The sequence below is a fragment of the Elizabethkingia sp. YR214 genome (assembly GCF_003058195.1).
In the GTDB taxonomy this organism is placed as follows: Bacteria; Bacteroidota; Bacteroidia; order Flavobacteriales; family Weeksellaceae; genus Elizabethkingia.
Genome location: NZ_QBUH01000006.1, coordinates 159698 through 184602, shown reverse-complemented (window position 1 = coordinate 184602; position 24905 = coordinate 159698). Strand labels below are relative to the sequence as shown.

The 24905-nt window shown below is 37.8% G+C and carries 21 protein-coding genes; 18 read left to right on the top strand and 3 right to left on the bottom strand.

The features are described 5' to 3' along the window. Positions 1 to 9 precede the first annotated feature (9 nt). The 13 genes from C8J95_RS13690 (at position 10) to C8J95_RS13630 (ending at position 11545) form a co-directional block, all read left to right on the top strand. Positions 10 to 897 carry an alkaline phosphatase gene (locus C8J95_RS13690; RefSeq protein ID WP_107809138.1) on the top strand — a complete coding sequence of 296 codons (888 nt, stop codon included), beginning with the start codon at positions 10 to 12 and terminating at the stop codon, positions 895 to 897. Between the two features lie 89 nt (positions 898 to 986). Then, positions 987 to 1907, top strand: a complete 921-nt coding sequence (locus tag C8J95_RS13685; RefSeq protein ID WP_107809139.1) for an AraC family transcriptional regulator — start codon at positions 987 to 989, stop codon at positions 1905 to 1907. Positions 1908 to 1992: 85 nt separating this feature from the next. Next, the gene (locus C8J95_RS13680; RefSeq protein WP_107809140.1) at positions 1993 to 3198 is read left to right on the top strand and encodes an MFS transporter; all 1206 of its coding nucleotides are present in this window, start codon (positions 1993 to 1995) and stop codon (positions 3196 to 3198) included. Positions 3199 to 3334: 136 nt separating this feature from the next. Then, on the top strand, positions 3335 to 3766 hold the full coding sequence (locus C8J95_RS13675; protein ID WP_059323374.1) for an Rrf2 family transcriptional regulator: 432 nt from the start codon (positions 3335 to 3337) through the stop codon (positions 3764 to 3766). Between the two features lie 46 nt (positions 3767 to 3812). Continuing rightward, on the top strand, positions 3813 to 4259 hold the full coding sequence (locus tag C8J95_RS13670) for a hypothetical protein (RefSeq protein WP_107809258.1): 447 nt from the start codon (positions 3813 to 3815) through the stop codon (positions 4257 to 4259). Then, positions 4256 to 5032, top strand: coding sequence for a methyltransferase domain-containing protein (locus C8J95_RS13665; RefSeq protein ID WP_107809141.1), 777 nt, complete (start codon positions 4256 to 4258; stop codon positions 5030 to 5032). The genes C8J95_RS13670 and C8J95_RS13665 overlap by 4 nt, the downstream gene beginning before the upstream one ends. Before the next feature lie 22 nt (positions 5033 to 5054). Continuing rightward, positions 5055 to 6089, top strand: a complete 1035-nt coding sequence (gene nirK, locus C8J95_RS13660) for a copper-containing nitrite reductase (RefSeq protein ID WP_107809142.1) — start codon at positions 5055 to 5057, stop codon at positions 6087 to 6089. Positions 6090 to 6123: 34 nt separating this feature from the next. Continuing rightward, a complete protein-coding gene (locus C8J95_RS13655; protein WP_107809143.1) occupies positions 6124 to 6948 on the top strand; it encodes a formylglycine-generating enzyme family protein in 825 nt (274 codons plus the stop codon). 18 nt (positions 6949 to 6966) lie between these two features. Then, entirely contained in the window at positions 6967 to 7533 is a 567-nt protein-coding gene (locus tag C8J95_RS13650; RefSeq protein WP_024566935.1) for an SCO family protein, read from the top strand. A 10-nt stretch (positions 7534 to 7543) separates the two neighbouring features. Beyond that, positions 7544 to 7963, top strand: a complete 420-nt coding sequence (locus tag C8J95_RS13645; protein ID WP_107809144.1) for a c-type cytochrome — start codon at positions 7544 to 7546, stop codon at positions 7961 to 7963. 83 nt (positions 7964 to 8046) lie between these two features. Continuing rightward, entirely contained in the window at positions 8047 to 8769 is a 723-nt protein-coding gene (gene ric, locus C8J95_RS13640) for an iron-sulfur cluster repair di-iron protein (protein ID WP_107809145.1), read from the top strand. Positions 8770 to 8786: 17 nt separating this feature from the next. Beyond that, on the top strand, positions 8787 to 11030 hold the full coding sequence (locus C8J95_RS13635) for a nitric-oxide reductase large subunit (protein WP_107809146.1): 2244 nt from the start codon (positions 8787 to 8789) through the stop codon (positions 11028 to 11030). Positions 11031 to 11092: 62 nt separating this feature from the next. After that, complete coding sequence (locus C8J95_RS13630; protein ID WP_107809147.1) at positions 11093 to 11545, top strand: hemerythrin domain-containing protein; 453 nt, start codon at positions 11093 to 11095, stop codon at positions 11543 to 11545. Between the two features lie 70 nt (positions 11546 to 11615). On the opposite strand, the gene C8J95_RS13625 is transcribed toward C8J95_RS13630, so the two are convergent. Then, positions 11616 to 13262, bottom strand: a complete 1647-nt coding sequence (locus C8J95_RS13625) for an alpha/beta fold hydrolase (protein WP_107809148.1) — start codon at positions 13260 to 13262, stop codon at positions 11616 to 11618. A gap of 170 nt (positions 13263 to 13432) precedes the next feature. Between C8J95_RS13625 and C8J95_RS13620 the strand changes: the two genes are divergently transcribed. The 5 genes from C8J95_RS13620 (at position 13433) to C8J95_RS13600 (ending at position 20120) form a co-directional block, all read left to right on the top strand. Then, complete coding sequence (locus C8J95_RS13620; protein ID WP_107809149.1) at positions 13433 to 13819, top strand: DoxX family protein; 387 nt, start codon at positions 13433 to 13435, stop codon at positions 13817 to 13819. 93 nt (positions 13820 to 13912) lie between these two features. Further along, on the top strand, positions 13913 to 14980 hold the full coding sequence (locus C8J95_RS13615; RefSeq protein ID WP_107809150.1) for a sensor histidine kinase: 1068 nt from the start codon (positions 13913 to 13915) through the stop codon (positions 14978 to 14980). Further along, a complete protein-coding gene (locus tag C8J95_RS13610) occupies positions 14970 to 15668 on the top strand; it encodes a LytTR family DNA-binding domain-containing protein (protein ID WP_107809151.1) in 699 nt (232 codons plus the stop codon). Before C8J95_RS13615 ends, C8J95_RS13610 begins: the two co-directional genes overlap by 11 nt. A 192-nt stretch (positions 15669 to 15860) precedes the next feature. Continuing rightward, positions 15861 to 18689, top strand: a complete 2829-nt coding sequence (locus C8J95_RS13605) for a SusC/RagA family TonB-linked outer membrane protein (RefSeq protein WP_107809152.1) — start codon at positions 15861 to 15863, stop codon at positions 18687 to 18689. Between the two features lie 18 nt (positions 18690 to 18707). Next, entirely contained in the window at positions 18708 to 20120 is a 1413-nt protein-coding gene (locus tag C8J95_RS13600; RefSeq protein WP_107809153.1) for a RagB/SusD family nutrient uptake outer membrane protein, read from the top strand. 226 nt (positions 20121 to 20346) lie between these two features. Here the strand turns inward: C8J95_RS13600 and C8J95_RS13595 are convergent, their stop codons facing one another. Both C8J95_RS13595 and C8J95_RS13590 read right to left on the bottom strand, forming a co-directional pair. After that, positions 20347 to 21798 (bottom strand): TolC family protein, encoded by a 1452-nt coding sequence (locus C8J95_RS13595; protein WP_107809154.1) that lies wholly within the window; start codon positions 21796 to 21798, stop codon positions 20347 to 20349. Beyond that, positions 21779 to 24901: an efflux RND transporter permease subunit gene (locus C8J95_RS13590; protein WP_107809155.1), complete on the bottom strand. Its 3123-nt coding sequence runs from the start codon at positions 24899 to 24901 to the stop codon at positions 21779 to 21781. The genes C8J95_RS13595 and C8J95_RS13590 overlap by 20 nt, the downstream gene beginning before the upstream one ends. Positions 24902 to 24905 lie beyond the last annotated feature (4 nt).

The window sequence follows — 24905 nt, the reverse complement described above, 5'->3', positions numbered from 1 at the left end:
ACAAATATCATGAGAAAATCTGTTCTGGTGCTGGTGAGCTTTTTCATCGCATTAACAGTATATGCACAACAAAAAGTAAAACATGTAGTCCTTATCGGATGCGATGGTTTCGGGGCTTATGCCTTACCAGAAGCTGATATGCCTAATCTGAAAAATCTGATGAAAGAAGGTTCATGGTCGTTGAAAGCACGTTCCGTACTACCTTCGTCCAGTGCTGTTAATTGGGCATCTATGATTATGGGAGCAGGACCTACGTTGCATGGCTATACCGAATGGAATAGTGCTGTTCCGGAGATCCCTTCTTCGGATCTTACAAAGGAAGGAATATTCCCTTCTGTTTTCAGTATATTAAAAGAACAAAAACCTTCCGCTACAACAGCGCTTATATACAGTTGGCAGGGGATAGATGCTCTGGTTCAGAAAGGGACCACGGATATAAGAATTCCTGCAAAAGATAATGATGATTTTTGTACAGATTCGGCTGTGGAAGTTATCAAAACCAAAAAACCAGTGCTTACATTTGTTCATCTTGATCAGCCGGACGGTGTAGGGCATAATATAGGACATCGTACACCAGCTTATTATGAAGAATTAAAAAAGGTAGATGCCCGTATCGGGAAAATTGTACAGGCTGTAAAGGATGCAGGTATTGCCAACGAAACTGTTATTATTGTAACCGCTGACCATGGTGGTAAAGATAAAGGACATGGCGGAAAATCCTTAGATGAGATTCTGATTCCGTGGGTTGCCTATGGTAAAGGTGTAAAGAAAGGTCAGGAACTGAAGAATACAATTATTACTTACGATACCGGTGCTACTATAGCATGGTTGCTGGGATTGAAAACGCCGGATAGCTGGAGAGGTCTTCCGGTAAAGCAGGCTTTCTCTGTAAAGTAATCCCTGCATAGTATCATATTTAGAATGCTCTGATATTTCGTTCTGTTAAAAACTGATATTTTCTGTATTTGATTTTTGTATATTTGAATATGGATTTTTTAGAAACTATTGTACAATATTATCAGTCTACTAACCGGGTTGTTCCCGAAGACCTGATTAAATCGGGTGGGAAGTCAGAGCATTTTAATGTACTGAGGAGATATCATAGTTTACGATCCCTTCCTTTTCACCGAAGAGATTATTATAAAGTTTGTCTTTCCACTGGAGGTACCGTGTTTTGTACTGATGAGGGAAGAGTTGTTGCAGACCAGCCTCTTATCTGCTTTACAGATCCTGACATTAAAATGAGTTTTGATATGTATAAAGAGGAACAGGATGGCTATTTGAGTATTTTTAATGAATTATACCTGACTCCGGATCTGAAAAGAGAATTTAAAAAAGTTCAGACTGTATTGGGAGATCAACTGTTCCCTTTTCTTCTACTGACAGATGAAGAGTACAAAACACTCTATACTTATTTTCAGCTGATGGAGCAGGAGTACCAAAGTACATTGCCCTATAAAAAAGAACTGATGCAAAGTTTTCTTCGCCTGATCTTTAATGCAGTAATCCGTTTTCAAAAATCGAGGGTAATAAGTGATGAGAAATCAGAGCGTCCGGATCGTCTGGTATCTGGCTTTTTACAGTTGCTGAATAATCAGTTTCCGATTGATGCGCCAGATACTGTGATAAGACTAAGGAATCCCGGAGATTTTGCCGAATTGCTCCATGTACATGTCAACCACCTGAATCATACTTTAAGAAAATTAACGGGTAAGTCTACCAGTGTAATTATTCAGGAGCGTATTTTGGAAGAAGCAAAAGATTTATTGAAAAATTCGGATTGGAATATTTCTGAAATAGCAAACAGTTTGGGATTCGAATATGTACAGCATTTTTCTCAGTTTTTCAAGAAATATACCCAAAACAGCCCCGGGGAATATCGTAAATGTTTTTCAATTCGTATTTGATTTTCGTATAAAATTATTTGAATCAGGTAACGAAAAAAAATTAACAAGCCTGTAGCTTTACCTTCTCATTTAAAAGATAATTAGTATGGATAAAATGACTAAAAAACAGAGGGGAATATCTACAGTATTAGCTTTTTTATTGATTCCGGTGTCGGGACTTGCCATGGATATCTATATTCCATCATTTCCTCAGATGGTAACAGGACTTCAGGTTTCTGCAGCAGACATTCGATTAACCCTAACTATATATCTGATTAGTTATGGTGTCTCTCAGCTCTTTGTAGGAAGCCTTGTCGATAGTTTTGGGAGGTACAGAATAGCCATGGTTGCATTATTGCTTTTTGTTATAAGTAATTTTCTTATTACTCAGTTGTACAACATTGACTGGCTATTAGTTTTACGGGCAGTTCAGGGTTTCTTGATAGCAATTGTGATGGTGGCGAAGCGGTCATTTTTTATCGATGTATACGAAGGAGAACAACAGAAACATTATACAAGCCTGCTTTCCATTGTATGGTCTGCGGCTCCGATTCTGGCTCCTTTTTTAGGAGGTTATCTGGAACACTTTTTCGGGTGGAGATCCAATTTTTATTTTTTAGGATTTTACTCACTTGTATTACTAATACTGGAAAGTATATTTAGCAGAGAGACTATAAAAGAAAAACGTCCCTTCCGTTTGGATGTTATTTTGGGAACCTATCGGCAGCTGCTAGGTGCAAAAGATTTTAGCTATGGGATTATTATATTAGGATTGTGTTATTCCATGGTCATTGTTTTCAATATGGCGGCTCCTTTTATTATTGAAAATGTCTTCCATTATACAGCGGTACAAACCGGATATAGTGCATTGTTATCAGGGCTGGCTTTGCTATTAGGCGGATTGCTGGGCAAATGGCTGATCCGTAAACCCTTTTTTAGAAAACTGAGCAATGGTTTACTGGTACAGTTGGGAATAGCTGTTGCAATGTATCTCGCCGCACCTTATTTTCATAGTGTAACTTTTATGATGGTATTTGTAGCACTTCTGCACTTTCAAATGGGTTATCTTTATAATGTTTACTTTACCTATTGCCTTACAAGGTTTCCGGGAGCAGCAGGAATGTCGGGTGGTGTTACCAGCGGTGGCAGTTATATTGTTAATTCGGTTGTGAGCTATACACTTGTCAGCGTTCTGAATGTATATGATATAAAAGGCTTGTCTGTTAGTTATGTAATACTTTGTCTTTTAATAGGTGTTATGTTGCTTGCACTGCGCCCGGTTATTATAAAAAGAAAAACAGAACTGATTTAATTACCAATTCTAGTACCGAGAACAACTGTGCATAAGCGTATGACTTTGAGGGCTGAAAAAAATCATGTTAAATAAAAGAGTTTTTTATCTTTTATTAATGTTTTTGCTGTACATTTGTCATAGAAAAAGTACAGAAATGTTTTCAAAAACTTGTGAATATGCTATTCGTGCCCTGATTTTTATCGCCCAGCAAACAAAGGACGGTAGCAGGATTGGTATTAAAGATATTGCAAAAGGAATTGATTCACCAGAACATTTCATCGCTAAAATATTACAGGATCTTAGCAGAAAAGGTCTGGTACAATCTGCAAAAGGACCTACCGGAGGTTTTTATCTGGATGAATATAATCTGAACAGGCCTATCGCCGATATTGTAAAGACAATGGATGGTGACCGTATTTTTAACGGCTGTGCATTAGGACTTAAAGAATGTTCCGAATCATTTCCGTGTCCTGTACACAATGAATTTAAACATATCCGTAAAAACCTGAAAGAAATGCTGGAAAATTCCAAAATAGGAGAGTTCATCAATAAATTGGATGCTCACGAAACCTTTCTGCGGAGATAAAAAATTTATTATAATAAAAGATAAAAAGGTATTTAATTCTTTTAATATGAAAACACAAGTCAGATATCCGTTTGTTTTTGCTGTTTTATGCTTTTGGTTGGGGCTAATGCTGAGTATCAGTTTTCTGGAAACACCTCTGAAATTTCAGGTTCCGGGAATAACATTACCTATAGCACTGGAATTGGGAAAATTGATGTTTGGAGTTTCTACCAATATCCAATTATTCCTGGCAGGTGTAATTGCCTTGAACTTTTTACTGGTAAAAAAATATTTGACTATCGGAATTATCATCTCTTATATACTGCTGATTATTCTGTTATTGCTCGAAAAGTTTTGGATGTTACCCATTCTGGATGCAAGAGCAGATATGTTGGCCAGTGGAAAACCAGTACAGCCAACCTCTTTACATGATTATTTTATATATGCTGAGGTTGGGAAATTAATATTAATCGTTGGAGGAATACTTCTCCAGCTAAAAAAGATAAAAAAATGAGAACGGGAAGTATAGAAAAAATGTCGGGACACTGGCTTTTGGCAAAAATTGGTAAAAAAGTGCTGCGCCCCGGAGGAAAAGATTTAACGCTTAAAATGCTGGGATTACTGGCTATAAATAAAAAAGATCAGGTAACCGAGTTCGCTCCGGGGCTTGGTTTCACGGCAGGCAAAATAATGGAATATAGGCCCGAAACATATACGGGGATTGATGCAGACGAAGAAGCTGTAGAGTTGCTAAAACGAAAATTTTCTGAAACCAAAGCTGTATTTCAGAATGATCATGCAGCACAGACAAGGCTGAATGACAATAGCCAGACTAAAGTTTTGGGAGAAGCTATGCTCACCATGCAAGCCGATCACAGAAAATCTGAGATTGTGAAAGAAGCTTATCGCATTCTGAAACCGGGAGGTCTCTATGCCATACACGAGCTGGCACTAATGCCGGAAGGATTGGATGAAAGTGTAAAAGCTCATATACAGCGGGAGCTGGCAGAAGTAATAAAAGTGAATGCCAGACCACTTACTCCGGACGAATGGAAAAAGATACTGGAAAAAGAAGGTTTTAGTATGCTGAATATTGAAACAGCACCCATGCATCTTCTGGAACCTAAACGGATCATAAGTGATGAAGGTTTTTTAGGATTCCTGAACATTGCTAAAAATATGGTTTTGCATCCGGGGATTAGGGAAAGGGTATTGAAGATGAAAAACATTTTTACCAAATACAACAAAAACCTGTGTGCGGTAATCATTATTGCCAGAAAAGATTAGAAGTAAAATAAAAAGTAAACACATGAAAAATTCTATTATGCTTGCTGTTGTTTTGTCTGCAACTTTCGCATTAAATGCGTGTAAACAAAATCCTTCTGAAACCTCACAATCCGGAAATACTGAAAGTATTGCTGTTAAGGGAAATGCAGAAGAAGCCAAACTGACATCACCTCCATTGGTGCCGGAACCAATAGGGAACAGAGCTGCAAAAAAGCTGATTGTACGTCTGGAGACCATCGAAAAAACAGGTGAACTGTCAGACGGGACCCAATATAACTTCTGGACTTTTGGCGGAACCGTTCCGGGAAGCTTTATTCGGGCGAGAGTAGGAGATGAGATTGAATTTCATTTAAAAAATAATGAAAACAGTACATTCCCGCATAATATAGATCTTCATGCTGTAAATGGCCCTGGTGGCGGTGCAGAAGCAACTTTTGTAGCTCCGGGAAAAGAAGCCGTATTTAATTTTAAAGCCCTGAATCCGGGTCTGTATGTATACCATTGTGCAACTGCTCCGGTAGGAATGCATATTGCCAACGGAATGTATGGATTAATACTGATAGAACCAGAAGGCGGATTGCCGAAAGTAGATAAAGAGTTCTACATCATGCAGGGAGATTTCTATACCAAAGGTAAATACGGTGACAAAGGTATTCAGGAATTTGATATGGATAAAGCAATTGCAGAACACCCGGAATATGTGGTATTCAATGGTAAGACAGGAGCACTTCTGGGAGACAATGAATTGAAAGTAAAGGTGGGTGAAAATGTAAGATTCTTTGTAGGAAACGGAGGCCCGAATCTGACTTCATCTTTTCATATCATCGGTGAAATCTTTGACAAAGTATATATAGAAGGCGGTAGCAAAATCAATGAAAATGTTCAGACTACTGTCATCCCTCCAGGCGGAGCTTCGATTGTAGAATTTAAGGCGACAGTTCCTGGTGAGTATGTAATTGTAGACCATGCTATTTTCAGAGCTTTTAATAAAGGCGCTCTTGGTAAGATTAAAGTAGTGGGTGATGATAACCCTAAAGTATATAAAAAGAATAATTAATTACAGAAGTTAGACAGCAAAAGTTGGGAGCCAAATGATGCGAAATTTAATATACATATTGGTTTTATTCTTTAGTATTTCCTGTTCCGAGAAACAAGATCAGAAACAACCGAAGCCTGTTTCCCGTATACTCACACCAGTAGCAGATACTAAAAAAATGCAGAAAATAGAGGGCGGAAGTTACAAACCATTTGTGGGAAAAGAAACCGACAGTCTGGTAAAAGTAAAAACCTTTTATCTTGATGAGACTGCCGTAACCAATGCAGAATTCCTGACTTTTCTGAAAGCTAATCCTCAATGGACAAAAAGCAGAGTATTACGACTATTTGCAGATTCTACTTATCTGAATCACTGGAAAGGAGATTATGAAATTCCTGAAGATGTAAGTCCGGAGGCTCCTGTAACCAGTATATCGTGGTTTGCGGCGAAGGCTTATGCCGAAAGTGTTGGGAAAAGACTTCCAACAGTAGACGAATGGGAATATGTAGCCCGTGCAGATGAAAATAATAAAAATGCCGCTGCAACTCCCGAATTTACGCAGCGAATACTGCAACTCTATCAGCAAAAGTTAATGTATAAAAAGCCGGTAAAGCAATCGAATCCTAATATATGGGGAGTATATGATATGTTTGGGACTATATGGGAGTGGACAGAAGATTTTAGTTCGGTTATGATGTCGGGAGAATCCCGAAAAGATAATACAACCAATGAGACTCTTTTTTGTGCCGGAGCTTCTGTTACTTCATCCGACCTGAAGAATTATGCTGCCTTTATACGGTTTGCACTCCGGGGTAGCGTGAAAGCGGATTATACCATCAACAATCTCGGTTTCAGATGTGCCAGAGATGCCGAAAATTAATAAAAGTAAAAAAGTAAAATGAGAACATTTATTATAAGCTTATTATCTGTTTTTATACTGGGTGGATGCCAGAAAAAACAGAACGAAAATATAGATCCCGATTCTATTTTCAACTTACAGTCATCCTGGGAAAAACCAGATGGTACTAAAATAAAATTAGAGGAGTTAAAAGGAAAGGTGCTGACAATGGTTATGATCTATACTTCCTGCAAAACGGCTTGCCCTCGATTAACAGCAGATATGAAAGATATAGAGGCTAAAGTTGGAAAACAGAATTCGGATGAACTGCAATATATACTGGTCTCTATAGATCCTGAGCACGATACTCCGGAAAGAATGAGAGCTTTTATAAAAAACAATAAACTGGAAGGAAAGCAATGGGTATTTCTGCGGGGAAGTGAAGAAGATACACGGGAGCTTGCCAATGTACTGGCGGTAAAATATAAGAAGATAACACCAATGGACTTTTCGCATTCCAACATCATTAGTGTATTCTCTAAGTCCGGGGTTCTGGCATACCAGAAAGAGGGACTGAATATAGATATTAATACAACAGTGGACAAAATAAAGGAACAAATAAAATAAGTAAAATTTAATACCCCAAAGAAGAAATGAAAAAATAGTATTTACCCTCGCATTGGCATCATTAGCTATAATCTCCTGTTCCAAAAAAGAAGAAACTCCGGAGCAGCCAAAAACTGAATCCAATGTCATGCTAGAAGAACCAAAAACGGCACAGGAATCTGCAACTGCAGGGACTCCGGAAGAAGAAGGAAAGAAACTGTTAGAAGGAGCAGACTGCTTATCCTGTCATAAAGTAGATGCCAAACTTGTAGGCCCATCTTATCAGGATGTTGCTGCAAAATATACAGAAGCCGATGTAGATCATCTTGCCGGAAAAATTATTGAAGGCGGAAAAGGTGTATGGGGGGACATTCCTATGACACCGCATGCCGGGCTAAGTCAGGACAATGCCAAGCTAATGGTGAAATATATTCTTTCTCTGAAAAAATAAATAGCATACCTCACAGGTTCTAAAGCCTGTGAGGTCTTAATCAAAAAAATTTAAAACAATAAAAGATAAAAAGGTATTTTATTATGAACGCAAAAACAGATCATATCGGAGCTATGGTAGCTGAGGATTTCAGAACAGCAGCTGTATTCAAAAAATATGGAATAGATTTCTGCTGCAAAGGTGGCAGAACAATCGCAGATGCTTGTGAGAAAAAAGGCATAGATGAACAAAAAATCTATGAAGAAATAGATAATCTGCCTACAAGCGGAGGTGCTAATATTGATTTTACTTCATGGCCTTTAGATCTATTGGCAGATTATGTAGAAAAAACACACCATCGTTATGTAGAGGAAAAAACACCGGTTTTGCAGGCATTTCTGGATAAGCTTTGTAAGGTGCACGGAGACAGGCACCCGGAGCTTTTTGAAATTCGTGAGCTGTTTGATGAGTCTGCGAAGGACCTTGCAGCCCACATGAAAAAAGAAGAGCTTATCCTTTTTCCTTTTGTCCGTAATATGATTAAGGCACAACAGACCGGAGAAGCTTTACGACAACCGCATTTTGGTACGGTAGAGAATCCTGTGAATATGATGCAGCACGAGCATACTATAGAAGGAGAACGTTTTGAAAAAATAGCAGCATTAACAGACGGTTATACACCACCTGCGGACGCTTGTAATACTTACAAAGTAACATTTGCAATGTTACAGGATTTTGAAAATGATCTTCATACACATATTCATCTGGAAAACAATATACTATTCCCTAAATCTGTCCGATTGGAAAAAGATTTTAGCGCACTATAACCAGAAAATAAAAACACATGACACCTAAAAAATTATGGACCTGGCTGGCCGCTGTAATCATTGTTTCTTTTGCGGTACTTATATACTATGGTGTAGATATCTACCGCAAAATACCTCCGATTCCGGATAAAGTAATAACCACGGAAGGACAGGTATTGTATACAGGACAGGACGTAAAAGACGGCCAGAATGTATGGCAGTCTATTGGCGGGCAAACGGTAGGTAGTATCTGGGGACACGGAGCTTATATTGCTCCGGACTGGACCGCAGACTATCTGCACCGTGAAGCTGTATTGCTTTTGGATGAACTGGCCAAAAAGGATAATAAAGTCTACCACAATCTGCCGGATGAAGAACAGGCCAAGTATAAGATTTTATTACAAAAAGAATTAAGAACTAATACTTTCGATGAGACTTCCAATACAATTGTAATTTCTCCACAGCGGGCAAAAGTACAACGTGAACTGGCAGTTTACTACGAAAAACTCTTTATGGGAGATCCTTCCATGGATAAGCTCAGAAATGCTTATGCTATTCCGGTTCATACGATCAAGGATATTGGGCGTATGGAAAAAATGAATGCATTTTTTGCTTGGAGTACGTGGGTATGTATTACCAGCCGCCCCGGAGATAATGTTACGTATACCAACAATTGGCCACATGACGAATTAGTAGGAAATACACCACCAAGTTCATTGCATATGTGGTCCGGATTCAGTGTACTTATGCTATTAGCCTGTCTGGGGATTTTAGTATTGTATCATGCCCGAAACAAAGAAGAAGAAATAAAAGAGGAATTGCCTTTGGAGGATCCTTTGCGTAATATGAAGCCTACACCTTCGATGAGAGCAACCCTGAAGTATATTTGGGTAGTAGCGCTCTTAATCCTTGTGCAGATGTTAGCCGGCGTAGTAACAGCGCATTATGGAGTAGAGGGCAGTGCATTTTATGGTATTCCGTTAGATCAGTATTTACCACAATCGGTATCGCGAAGCTGGCATGTTCAGCTGGCTATTTTCTGGATTGCTACTTCCTGGCTGGCGACAGGATTATATATTGCTCCGGCTGTTTCGGGATATGAACCGAAGTATCAGAAATTGGGCGTGAATATATTATTCGGAGCTTTACTTATTGTAGTACTGGGATCACTTACCGGACAGTGGCTGGGGGTGATGCAAAAACTGGGACTTGTGGATAACTTTTTATGGGGACACCAGGGTTATGAATATATAGAGCTTGGCAGAATATGGCAGATTCTATTGTTAGTAGGACTGATATTGTGGCTTATATTAATGTTGAGAGCACTGATGCCTGCACTGAAGAAGAAAGATGAAAACCGCCACATGCTTACACTTTTTGTATTGGCATCTGTAGCCATTGCCATGTTCTATGGTGCAGGGTTAATGTACGGAAGACAGACTCATATGGCAATTGCTGAGTATTGGAGATGGTGGGTTGTACACCTTTGGGTAGAAGGTTTCTTCGAAGTCTTTGCTACAGTAGTAGCTGCATTCCTGTTTACCAGATTAGGTCTGTTGAGAATGAAATCTGCGACCAATGCAGTATTATTCTCTACTATTATATTTTTAGCAGGAGGGATTTTGGGAACATTCCATCACTTGTATTTTTCGGCAACACCAACAGCAGTTTTAGCATTAGGAGCAACCTTTAGTGCACTGGAAATAGTTCCATTGGTTCTCATTGGTTACGAGGCCTATCATAATTATCAGCTTAGTAAATCTACCAAATGGATTAAAGCATACAAATGGCCAATTTATTGTTTCATTGCAATGTGTTTCTGGAATTTTCTGGGTGCCGGAATTTTTGGATTTGCCATCAACCCGCCTATTGCATTATATTATATACAAGGACTAAATACTACGGCTGTTCACGGACATGCTGCATTGTTTGGAGTATACGGGATATTAGGCATAGGACTGATGATGTTTATGCTCAGAGGATTATATCCGGAAAGACAATGGAATGATAAGCTGATAGGCTGGGCATTCTGGCTTACTAATATAGGCTTACTGGTAATGGTTACAATAAGTCTTTTACCTATCGGAATTATACAGTCGGTAGCTTCTATAAAAGAAGGTTACTGGTATGCACGTTCTGCTGAATTTATGCAAACAGATATGATGCATTTTCTACGCTGGATGCGTGTACCTGGAGATATCTTATTGGCACTTGGAGAATTACTACTGGTTATATTTATTATAGGGCTGAAGTTCGGATGGTCGCTGAAAGAAAAAAGATAGACGTACTGATGCAAATCTTCAGAGCACATGTACTCTGAAGATTTTTTATAAAAAATGAAATGATGAAACGAAATGAAAATATTGTATTACTATCACGTGATCACCATTTTGGATTATTGTGTGCATGGAAGATACGCCAGGGATTGAAGAAAGATATTCCACCCGAACGTATAAAGGATTATGTGAGCTATTTCTGGAACTCACATTTGGAGGAACACTTTCGGGAGGAAGAGAAAATATTATTTCCTTATGCTGATGATGAATTTGCTGATCAGATCAGAAAAGAACACCAACAGATCAGAGCGCTTATTGCTGATATTGAATTATCTGTAAATACTGAGTTATTAACAAATTTTGCTGATGCACTGGAACAACACATCCGCTTCGAAGAGCGGACGTGGTTTCCTCATCTGGAAAAAATTCTGGATACTTCGGCATTGGAAAAAATAGGAAAAACTCTGGATGCTATCCATGAGACGGAAGCCGATATCTATCATGATGAATTCTGGAAATAATATTTTCAGAATTCAGTATTTTCCGGATGAATCAATATATAAACATTTGCTTCTATTATAGATTATAACATTAGGATTTATTTTTTAAGAAATTTAGCATTAGTTCGTTCAACTTCTCTGGCTGTTCAAACGGAACATAATGTGTTGCATTGGGGATAATAGCCAGCTCTGAATTACGGATAAGTTTGTGGATAAGTCTGGTATGTTCATCTTTAATTACATCATCACTTCCCGCAACCACCAAAACAGGGTTGGTAATAACACTCAACTGATTGGATTTAATATCCGGATGATTCAGCATAAGTTTTACCAGTCGCTGATTAGTCTTAGGATCATCAGCAGTTGTTTGTTTTTTGAATTGCTCAATTAATGTTTCTTTTACACCTGCAGGATTCATATTGGCACCAATAGTAACAATACGGTTAACCATTTCTGGATGTTCATAATTAAAGATTATGGCAGTATTACCCCCATCGCTCCAGCCAATAATATCAACCTGTTCCAGATTAAGACTTTTGGTAACCTGATACAAATCTGAGGCAAATTTTTCGTAGCTATAGGCGTCTTGTGTAAGATCTGTACTTCTTCCCTGACCCCTTGTATCTATAGCAATCACGCGATAATGCTTGGCAAAAAAAGGAATTTGTTTAGAAAAATCAGAAATGCTTCCGTTATTTCCATGCAAAAGGATCAAAGGCTGCCCTTTTCCATATTCTTCATAATATATTTTGGCATCTTTCAGATCTATATATTTTCCTTCTTTATTTTTTCCATATACTGTTTTCTGAGCAGTTTTTTTATGTTCATAATAACTAATAAGAGCTTTAGTATCTAAATCATTATTGTTATCGGTTTCCTGTTCTTCAGTAATATCCTTTTCTCCATTAGCTTTATCATAACGAATGTCGAGATTGGTTATAAAGCTTCCTTCACTTGCTTCCCAGTTCCCCTGGCTTTGGTATCTGAAAAGCAGATTTTTTGAAAGCGATTTTTTAGCAGAAACACCGAATACAAAACCGACATCTGGTAATGCTGTATGATCTACTAATTGTAAAGTGACTGCTATTTTGTCCAGATTGTTAAAGTTTAATTTATACTCTGAAAGGTCAATTTTTTGCCACCTGGTAGTTGAGGTTTTGTAGATAATATTTTCCTGTAAAAGTGAACGGTCTGGCTCATTATTTTTTACACTGTAAATATTAAGCTTCATCGTTATCTGTTCGAATTTTGAGCTTGGGATAATATAAAAATTGTAAGCAGCCAGCCTGGTTTTTTGATAAACCGTGAAAATATTGCCCTGTTCTATAGTAGGAACATTCTGATCGAACATTTTAGAAAAAGTAAGAAAGGGGCGGGACTTTTGACCAATTATTTTCTCCTTCAGCTTCTTAGAGCCTACCACAACAGCTTCAATGTTAGTAACTTTGTATTCCATCACAATATTACTGTTGGTTTTTAATTCGCTTGCAGGAATACTTTTGTCCGAATATCCGGCTGCCGTGAAGATGATTTCCTTATTTTTCGCTTCCTCAGGAATCTCAAGTTTGTAGTTTCCACTCCCGTCAGTAATAGCTCCGGTTTTAGAATCTTTTATTCCTATTGCACAATAGGGGATTGTTTTGTTGTCCTGATTTTTCACATTTCCAGTAATAACGGACTGAGCACGAACATTGATGCTCAATAAAGATAGTAGTGTTATACATCCAAATTTGTACATGTTTCTATGGTATTTTAATTATATGACACCGTATAGTGAAAAAAGTTTCACCAGATTTTAAACTTTAACTATTATTAAGAAGTTTTTATATTTTTTATGTAGATGAAAGTTTGCTGTTGATACCGGATAAGTGCTTGCGAATAAAATTTTCTTGAAATTTGAAAATAAAAATGACTAACACATTTTTGCTGCGTTTTGGGTTGGCAGTTATACTTCTTGCACATAGTGCGATGTCAATATTTTCTGGTGATGTCAATCATTTCGGGAGAAATTATCTTGATCATGTAGGATTTGCGCCATTTGGTATTTATCTGGCGTGGATTATTAAACTTACGCATCTTGTTTCAGTTCCTTTATTGTTACTGAATAAATGGCTAAAGGTTATAGGAATAAGTAATATTATCATTTTAGTAATGGGGATTATTCTCATTCATGCCCGGGAAGGATGGTTTGTAGTAGGCGGTGGAAGGAATGGTATGGAATTTAATTTTTTACTTATCATTTGTTTGCTTAGTCTTATGTTTCCCGATGGAATTAAAAGTTTGTTTAAAAAATAAAGTTGTTGGTAGACGTTACCTGGTATTTTGTATACCAAAATTTCATCCAGGATTTTAAAAATCAGTATTTTGCAGTTTCAATATATAGGTATAATGCAAAAGAACAAGTATAGCGCAATCAGAATCCATCTTATCTTCTGGCTGCTGTATTATTTTCTGGAAGTTTATCTGGATTTTCTTTGGTCCAGGTACCAGTTTCCAAAGCTGGAATGGTATCTCCGTTTGAAAAATTCGGTGGTACTTGAAATTGGCTACCTAATTATAAAAATTCCGCTGGCTTATCTGCTGTTGTATATATCAAATAAAATCATTCGTTCATCGACTTTCAAATACTTTCTTTACATCATTATATTTCTGACAGCAATTGCTGTACACCGATTTTACTGTCATGATATTCTCTATCCTTATATTTATCATATTACAGAAATGGTGGACGGGACCAAGCCTATGGACAGGTTTAATATGTACGGGATATTGAATACATTGATGGATCTTATGTTTATGGTAGGATTATTCTTCGGGATAGAAACGGCACGCCAGAAAATGATTCTGAATAAACAAGTCTCTGATCTCAAAGCGGAAAAACTAGATCATGAATTAAAAATGCTGAAAGCACAGATTAATCCTCATTTTCTTTTCAACTCTCTGAATAATATTTATGGGCTGGCATTGAAAAAAGCCGATGAAACACCGGATGTTATATTACAGTTGTCGAAAATTATGCGGTATAATATATATGAAGCTGCCCAAAGTAAGATCCCGATCGGAAAAGATGTGGAAAACATGAAAGACTTTATTCAGATACAAAAAATACGTTATCATAATCTAAATATCCAGTTTTATGAAGATATAGATAATTTGTCGCAAGAAATATCACCACTAATTCTGATACAGTTTGTGGAGAATGCTTTTAAGCATGGTGCATCCGAAAGCATTGGAAATTCTTTTATCAGGATAAATCTTCAGTTAAAAAAGAAAATTTTGCAGTTTGGTATAGAAAACTCCAAAGAAGAGCGAATAAGAGAAGATTCTACCCGTATAGGTTTGCGGAATATAAGCAGGCAACTGGAATTGCTGTATCCACAACATAGCCTTTTGGTAGAAAATAGCAACGATATATATAAAGTACAGCTTACAATTGATTTTAGCTATGAATCCTAAAAATAGAAAATACAACTGTATTATCGTAGAAGACGAACCTTTGGCTGCCGAAATTCTGGAAAGTTTTATTGTTCAGGACGAAAAACTTCATTTGGTAGGTAAATGTGCGGATGCAGTATATGCAAGCAGTCTTTTGAGTATACATCATGTAGATCTGATGTTTCTGGATTTGCACCTTCCGGTAGTAAAAGGATTTGATTTTCTGAAAAAACTAAAGAATCCTCCATTTGTAATTGTCACAACGGCCTACCATCAGTATGCATTAGAAGGTTTTGAACTGGATGTAGTCGATTATCTTATGAAGCCTATCCCATATAGTCGCTTTACTACTGCTGCAGACAAATTCAAATATCTGATGGAAGCAGAAGAAGCTATGTTGGAAATTGCTGACCGGGATTTTATTTACATCAGCATCGGGAAAAAACAGGTTAAAATATTTTTGCAGGATATATTTTATATAGAAAGCCTGAGAGAATATATCAATATTCATACAAAGAATGAAACTTTTATTGTAAAAATGCCGATAAGCAAAATAGAAGAAAGTCTAGATAAATTGGCGTTTGTCAGAATTCACAAGTCTTATATTATTTCAAAATCCAAAATTGAGATAAAGTCAGCTAATGAGATACAGATTAATGGTAAGAAGCTGCCTGTCGGACGGACGTATAAACCATTAATCGATTTATAAAGTTTAGTATTAAAGAATCTAAAAACAAGTACTGTATAAATACTGAAATAAAAAGTAAAGACTACCAATAACATCCTCCAGAGGGATGTTATTATTTTATATAGACTACAACATTGAGTTGGTAGATATATTTTCTTTAGACTTTAACAATTTTTGAATTTTGATTAGTAATCAGTTGAAAAATCAAGAGTTATGAAAAATTGTTTAAAGCTATTAAGTGCAGGTGTTGTCTTTTTTATAGGACAAGATCTGCTCATTGCACAGCAAAGAAAAGATACTGTGAAAACCAAAGAAATAGAGGAAGTAGTAATGGTTGGTTTTGGACAGAAGAAAAGTGTGAAGGAGGTAACCGGGTCTGTCTCTACTATGAAAGCAGATAAGATAGAAAAAGTTCCTGTAGCTTCTGTAGATAAAATGATGATGGGACGAGTATCCGGAGTTCAGACAGGATCTGCATCCGGGCAACCGGGAGGCGCCACCAATGTTCGGGTACGGGGAATTACCTCTGTGAATGGTGGTGTTTCCCCAATTTATATTGTGGATGGAGTAAGAATATCTTCTGGAGACCTTACAGCACTAAATACAACCGCTAATATACTTGCGAATCTGAACAGTGATGATATAGAATCCCTGACAGTACTAAAAGATGCTGTTTCCACTTCATTATACGGAGCAGATTCAGGAGCTGGTGTTATTCTAATCACAACAAAATCCGGTAAATCCGGCAAACCAAGATTTAGTTTTCATAAAAACTTCGGAATTAATAAAATAGCGTATAAGCAGCCAGGTACTTTGAGCAAAGAACAATGGCTGGATCTGGCTTCTCAGATTGTAACTAATACATATAGCAATGATTTCCCAACTAAAGAAGATGCTTATAAAGCTATTACCGATCCTAATATAGATATTCTTGGAAAAGCAGCTTATATGGGATATAATACCGACTGGAACAAAGAACTATCCCGAACTTCAGCTGTACAGGAAGATCTTAACTTTTCAGCTTCAGGCGGCACAGATAAATTTAAGTACTATTCGTCTTTCAATTATTTTACACAGGAAAGTGTTTATAAAGCGAGTGATTTTAAAAGACTTACAGCCTCTACAAAATTGGAGTATAAAGCAACTGAACGCCTGAATATTGCAACTGACTTCAATTTTTCTAATGGTGTTATTAATACAGTAGCAAATGGCGGAGCTTTTTCCAATCCGCTGATTGCCCAGTATTTTAATTTACCAATAGATCCGGTAAGAAACCCCGACGGAAGCTGGTATTTGGGAATAGATAATCAGCTTCCATCAGGAAATTTTAATGCAGCAGCACTTCAGGATATGAACTATAACAGAGCCAATACAACAAGGGTTTTTGCTAATCTTGGAGTGAATTATAAAATTATTCCAAATCTGAGCTACAGGTTTGTCTTTGCTCCGGAATATATTGTAGTAGAGGAAGATCAGTATCTGAGCCCGTTGCATGGTGATGGTTATAGCTACAAAGGCCAACTTTCGGCTAATACCAGGAGGTTCTTTAACTTTAATATTCAGAATATACTGGAGTACAATTTTAAAGTAGGAACAAATCATAATTTTGTAGCCAGAGTTATTCAGGAGGCTTATAAAACAAATGGCAGGAATATAAACGCTGTAGGTTCAGTTGTTGCCCTGCAAAGATTTCAAACACTGGATAATTTTATAAAACCCAATTCGGTAGGAGGAACAAAAGCCGTGACCAGCAGAGCAGGTTATGCCGCACAAATCAATTATAATTATAAACAGATTTTCAATCTGGATGCTTCTTACAGAAGGGATGCCCTGTCCAATTTTATGCCGGGTAAAAAAGCCGGTAATTTTTATTCTGTAGGAGCTAGTGTGGATGTAGCCGAAATTTTCTTAAAAGATTCCAATACATTTTCCGCAATTAAGTTGAGGAGTTCATACGGGAAACTAGGTAATACAATTACCAGTACACCATACGCTACTTATTCATTTGGACTGAATTATAATGACAATGCAGGTGCAGTATATGCGGGAGTGTATAATCCGGATCTGAAATGGGAAACAGTAAAGCCTTTTAATATCGGTGTGGATGTAGGCTTATTAAAAGACAGAATAAAGGTAACGGCAGAATATTTTAATAAGAAAACAGAAGATCTGGTGTTTAGTGTTCCATTGTCCAACTCGCATGGATTGGGAAGTTATGACAGGAATATTGGAAATTTGGTAAATAAAGGAATGGAATTTAGTGTAGATGCAACTATACTAAGAGCTAAAAGCAATGATGACCTGGGATTAAGTTTTGATGCCAACCTTTCTACGTTGGATAATAAGATTACAAGTCTGTATGGCGGGAAAGATATTATTAATGGTCTCAGTATTATGCGGGAAGGCGAAATAGTAGGCTCATTCTTTATGCGTAAATGGGCGGGTGTAGATCCTTCAAATGGAGATCCTTTATGGTATATAAACGGAGTAGATGGAGCCACAACTAATGACTGGAATCAGGCTAAAAGAGCCGTGCAGGGCTCTCCTTTTGCAAAAATATTTGGTGGGGCAGGACTCAATGTCAGCTATAAAGGATTCAGTTTGAATGCCAGACTTACCTATAGTTTCGGAGCAAAAGTATTTGATAACTGGGCCTTTTATACATTAAGTGACGGAGCATATACTTTATATTATCCGGGGTATGCTTCTCAGTTAGATTACTGGACTCCGCAGAACCCTAATGCAGCTAACCCTAAACCTTATGATGGTGGAGTAAATGCCAACCAGGCGTCGACCAGATTTTTATACAAGGCAGATTATTTGCGTTTGAGTAATGTAAGACTGGGGTATACCTTCCGGGGTGACTTTATTAAAGGAGCTCCCATTAATTCTTTTACAGTGTATGTAATGGGTAATAATATATGGACAAAGGCTTTTGATAATAATCTTGCTTTCGATCCGGAATCTGCAATTTCTGCACTAACAAATCTAAATCTTCCTGTTCTTAAATCTTATGTAATAGGTTTTACACTTGATTTTTAACCTCTAAAATCTAAAAAAATGAAAAAAATAATATTTATAATATGTTCAGTATTTGCACTTTCATCCTGTAGTAATGATTTTGTAGAGACACAATTTTACCAGAGCAAAGAACAAGAAACCATTACTACTGTAGAAGAACTTCAGGCATTTGTATATGGCATATACGGAGCAATGATCGGAATGCCTTACTATGGTGCAGATTATATTATGTATGGTGAAATACGAAGCGATGAAATGTATTCCAATAGAGGATCTGGCTATTACAATGCTGTAGCGGCGAATACAATGACCTCTGCTAATGGTAATGCTGGTGGAACCTACAATAACATTTATGTAGTACTGGCAAAAACAAATATTGTAATCAATACTCCGGATGCCGGAATGAAATGGTCAAAATCTACTGATCCGGTTGAGGTACAGCATAAGGTAGATTATTTGAAAGCACAAGCCTATGCCCTCAGAGCATTTGCCATTTTTGATCTGATGAGGTTATATGGACAGCAATATTCCGGAGGAAGTCTTGGTGTGGTTATGCCCTTACAATATGATCCTAAAGGTGTAAAGGCAAGAAGTAGTTTAACTGAAAACAGAGTACAGATAGAAAGTGATTATACCAAAGCATTGCAGCTAATGCAATTTTATGCAGACAATAATCTGGAAAAATATGCTAATAAAACCGAACTGAATACGCTTTCGGTAAAAGGACTTATGACCAGATATTATCTGTATAAAAATGATATGGGGAAAGTCAGAAGTTTGGTAAGTGATATTGTAACTTCCAATAAATATTCTGTGGTAGCAAAAGATTTATTCATTACCAGTTTTTCTTTACAAAATGCATCTCCCAACTCCATTTTCGAATTATTTATAGGTACGCCAAATGCAAGACCGGACCTGGGGCTTAATGCAATGTTGAATTCCAAAGGTGCTTACAAAAATGTGATAATGAAGTCTGCTGCAATAGCCAAGTATTCCCCTGGAGATATTCGTAAAACTGGGATTGTAATAACTGGCAATGGTGGATTCATGGATTATAAATATTCAGATATATCGGGAATAGATAATGTGAGAGTATGCCGGCTGGAAGAAATTTTACTAAATGGAGCAGAGGCAGAACTAAATGGGGGAAATACTTCAAAAGCTTTGGATTACATTAATATGATTGCAAAGAATAGAGGCATTCCGGATTATACAAATATAGATATGCAGTTAATAAGAGATGAGAGATTGAGAGAATTAACCGGAGAAGGTTTCAGAATGTGGGATTTATTGAGATGGGGGAATAATTTACCTTTTACGGAATCTAGCGGAGCATTAAATCCATCGAAGGATTGGATTTTAGGCACCAATAAAATTGCTTTTCCTATTCCACAGTCAGAAACTAATGTAGCAGGAACTCCGGTAGTCTCTAATCCAGGGTATGATAATTAAAATTTTTATAGAGCCTGGAAGGTTGTTGGTAGAATATTTTCTTTATTCATTAATTCCCTGGTTACCTTTGGTAAGTAATTAAAAACAGTATTTAATATTTCCAAATCATAGTTTCTTCATATCAAAGTAAATTTTTCACCACTATGATTTATAATACAAATCCGTATAACCATACGGGTTTGTTGTTTAAAAAAAGCAGCCTGAAATTTTCAGGCTGCTTTCTTATTTAATCGTCCAAATTTCCGCCAAGTGCTTTGAATAAAAGAACATTGTTACGGGTATTCTGATGCTGAAATTCCAGTAAATCTAATTCTGCCTGTAATTTGTTTTTCTGAGAGTTGATTAGTTCCAGATAATTGGCATAACCGGTAACATAAAGGTCATTAGATACTTCTATACCTCTTTCCAGAAATCCAACTTCTTCAGATTTTAGCTTTAAAACCTTTTCATAAATTTTGGTTTGCTTTAAAATTGACTGAAGCTCATTGTATGCTGTAGTAATACTCTTCTGATAATTTAGAAAAGCTATTTCCTGCTCTTTGTCAGCAACATTGAATTCATGTTTTAGCTGCCCTTTATTGAATATTGGAACAACTAATCCGCCTAAAAGCTGTGCTGCTAATGAACTAGGCTTAAATAATACTTCTGCTGAGAATGAATTGAAACCTACACCTGCACCAATATCTATACGGGGATAGAATGCTGCCTTTGCTGCTTTTGCATCAGCATGTGTGGCTTCCAGTACATAGTAATTTGAAGCAACATCCGGTCGGGAATGGATAATGTTTTTTACGTCTATAGATTTATTTAGGATATCCATATTGCTTGTTATTAGTACTTTGCTGCGTTTTACTTCACCACCGTAAGATCCGGTAAGTGTCATTACAGCCTGTTCCACGGCTACAATTTCGGCCTTAATATGTTCAACTTCAGCCAGCCAGTTATTGTTTTGTGCCCTGAACTGTTGTACTGCCAGCTCAGTTGCTTTACCTACCGCACGCTGAGCGGTAATAATTTCGAAAGCTCTTTGTTGTAGCTGATAATTTTGTTTATAAATAGCCAGTTTATGATCGAGTGATACCAACTGATAATATAAATTGGCAATATCTGTAAACAGCTCTACTTGTAGCAAGCGCAGGCCTTCTGTAGAAGCCAGATATCTTTTCTGGGCTGCTATCTTTTTATTTTTCAGCTTTCCCCACGCATCTATTTCCCAGCTGCTTCTTGCACCTAACCAATAATTGGGGGTGAAATCGCGATTGATCTTCTGTTCATCTGTGATATTAGGAGAAAGGTTGGTGTCGTAATTACCAACACCTTCCATAGTATATTTACCATAATGATCTCCGGACACAGATGCGCCGATATCCAGAGAAGGCAGTAAATCCATTTTCGATCTTCTGAGGAAACTGTTCGCAATTTCTACGCGCTGTTGTGCAATCTGAAAATCGGGATTAGCCTTCACAGCCTGATCATAAAGCTGGATTAAAGCCTGATCGTTGAAATAAGTTTTTATATTCACCGGTTTAAATTCCGCTTGCTGGTCTTTTGCTGTCGGCAGAATATTTACGGGTAATGCCGGTGCTTTTTTTATATCGGATACCTGTGGCGTAGTACATGAATGTAGCCCCAGTACTACAAGAGGGATGTATATAATTCTATGAAGCCTTTTGTTCATCTTTCTTCTTGTTTTCTAGTTTGGCAAAAAATATGTAAAGTCCGGGGATAATAACCAGTCCGAAAATAGTACCGATAAGCATACCACCTGCTGCTGCAATACCAATGGAGCGGTTTCCTGTAGCACCGGCACCAGTTGCAATACATAGTGGAATAAGTCCAGCTATAAAAGCAAAAGATGTCATCAGGATCGGACGAAGACGCTGACGGGCTCCTTCGATGGCTGCAGGAATAATGTCATAACCTTCTTTATTTCGGGCTATGGCAAATTCTACAATCAAAATGGCATTCTTAGCAAGCAAACCGATCAGCATAACAAGGGCCACCTGTGCGTAGATATTATTATCCAGACCGACGAGTACCAAGGCAATATAAGAACCGAAAATACCTGTTGGTAAGCTTAGTAATACCGGCATTGGCAACAAGAAGCTCTCATACTGTGCTGCAAGAAGAAGGTAAACGAATAGCAGACATATTCCGAAGATATATACCGTCTGATTACCGGATAAAATTTCTTCTCTGGTCATACCGGACCATTCGATATCAAAACCTCTCGGAAGTGTTTCTGCAGCTACACGTTCTACTGCTGCAATAGCATCTCCGGAACTATAGCCTTCAGCCGGTTCCCCATTGATCATTGCCGACATATACATGTTGTAACGGGTAAGAACTTCCGGACCGTATACACGTTCTATGGTAATAAATGTGGAAAAAGGAACCATTTCCCCGACGTCATTTTTCAGATACAGATTCAGAATACTTTCCGGTGTATCACGATGTTCCGGACTTGCCTGGACCATTACCTTATACATCTGACTAAAACGAATAAAGTTGGTTGCATAATAGGATCCAAGCATAGTCTGCAGGGTAGACATCGCATTGTCCACAGATACTCCTTTTTTAGCCGCCATGTCATAGTCAATATGGATCATGTATTGCGGGAAGGTAGCATCGAAACTGGTGAAGCTGTTCTGAATTTCAGGAGCTTCATTTAACTTTTTGATAAATTCTTTGGTGACTTTGTCTGTATTGGCAATGTCTCCGCCCGAACGGTCTAGTAAACGTAGCTCGAAACCACTGGTATTACCAAATCCCGGAACTGTAGGTGGTGCAAAGATTTCGATCTGAGCATCGGATATACCTTTGGTTTTTTTCGATAATTCAGCAATAAACTCATTAACAGAAATATTTCGGTCTTTCCAGTCCTTCAGGTTAATCATCGCCATACCATAAGATGCTCCTGCAATTTCCGTAACAATGCTGTAGCCGGCAAGAGTCGTTACGTTTTCTACGCCCTCAATCTTTTTAGCAATCTCAGTAACTTCATCCAGAACTTTTTCAGTTCTTTCTACAGTTGCACCTTGTGGAGTTGTAACACTAACATAAGCCATTCCCTGATCTTCCATTGGGATAAACCCACCCGGTAGAAATTTGGATGTCGCCCATGTCAAGCCAATGAACAAAAATAACAACCCGAAGGTTACCGTTGTTCGGGTAGCGAATTTTGAAAGGATATTGGTATAGCCATTTGTAAGCTTATCAAAACCATTGTTAAAACGTTGGAAGAGTTTATCCACAATATTTTTTTTCTTATTGTGGTCGTGTGGTTTCAGGATAATAGCACAAAGAGCCGGTGTTAGCGTTAGTGCGTTTACCCCCGATATTACAATACTGATAGCCAGTGTCAGTGAGAATTGTCTGTAGAATACACCTACAGGCCCGTCCAGAAAGGCAACCGGAATAAATACTGCGGACATTACAATTGTAATCGCTACTACAGCACCTGCAATTTCCTTTGTTGCTGTAATAGTAGCATCCAGAGGGCTAAGGCCTTCTTCCATTTTAACATGGACGGCCTCAACAACTACTATGGCATTATCCACCACAATACCAATGGCCAGAACAAGTGCAAATAGCGTTAGTAAGTTAATGGAGAAATCCAGTGTCTGCATAAATGCAAATGTCCCGATTAAGGCAACAGGTACCGCGAGAACCGGTATTAATGTGGATCGCCAGTCTTGTAAGAAGATAAATACTACAATTCCTACAAGGATAAAAGCTTCAACTAAAGTATGCAATACAGAATCTATGGATGCATCCAAAAATCGGGAAACATCATAGGCCATATTGTATTCCATGCCCGGAGGGAAAGAAGTCTCTTTCAGGTCCGCCATTTTTGCTTTTACGTTTTTGATAACTTCCGAAGCATTAGAGCCCGGACGCTGTTTCATCATAATAGATGCAGATGGTCTTCCATCGGTTTTGGATACCATTCCGTAGTTCATAGCACCAAATTCTACTTTGGCAATATCCTTTAATTTCAGAATTGTACCGTTAGCATCCGAGCGGATAGGTACTTCTTCATACTGTTTAGGATCGTAGAATTTTCCGGTATATTTTATAACGTATTGTAGCTGGCTGGAAGTCTTTCCGGATGTTTCACCTACTTTTCCGGGCGCAGCTGCAATATTTTGTTTTTGCAAAGAAGTAATGACTTCGTCTGCTGAGATATGATATGCGGCCATTTTCTGAGGATCCAGCCATACTCGCATGGAGTATTCTTTCTGCCCCATAATTTCTGCACGACCTACACCATCGATACGTTTCAGTTCCTGCAGAATATTGATGTCCGTAAAGTTGTAAATAAATTGTTCATCCTGACTTTCGTCCTTACTGGTTATGTTAAGGTACATCAGCATACTGTTTACTTCCTTTTCGGTTGTAACACCGGCACGGATAACTTCTTCCGGTAATTCGTCGAGAACAGTTGTTACCCTGTTCTGAACGTTAACAGCAGCTACATCGGGATCTATTCCGACTTCAAAGAAAACCTGAATAAGGGTTAGTCCGTCATTGGAAGTTACAGTGGACATATAGGTCATTCCCGGTACACCGTTGATGGCCCGTTCCAGTGGAAGGGCTACTGCATTAGCAGATACTTCGGCGTTGGCACCTGTATATCTTGCTGTAACAGTTACAGACGGAGGTACAATATCGGGAAACTGAGTGATGGGTAACTTTAACAAAGCCATCACTCCCAATAGAACAATAATTATAGAGATTACTAGCGAAAGAACCTTTCGCCTGATAAACATTTCTACCATTGCT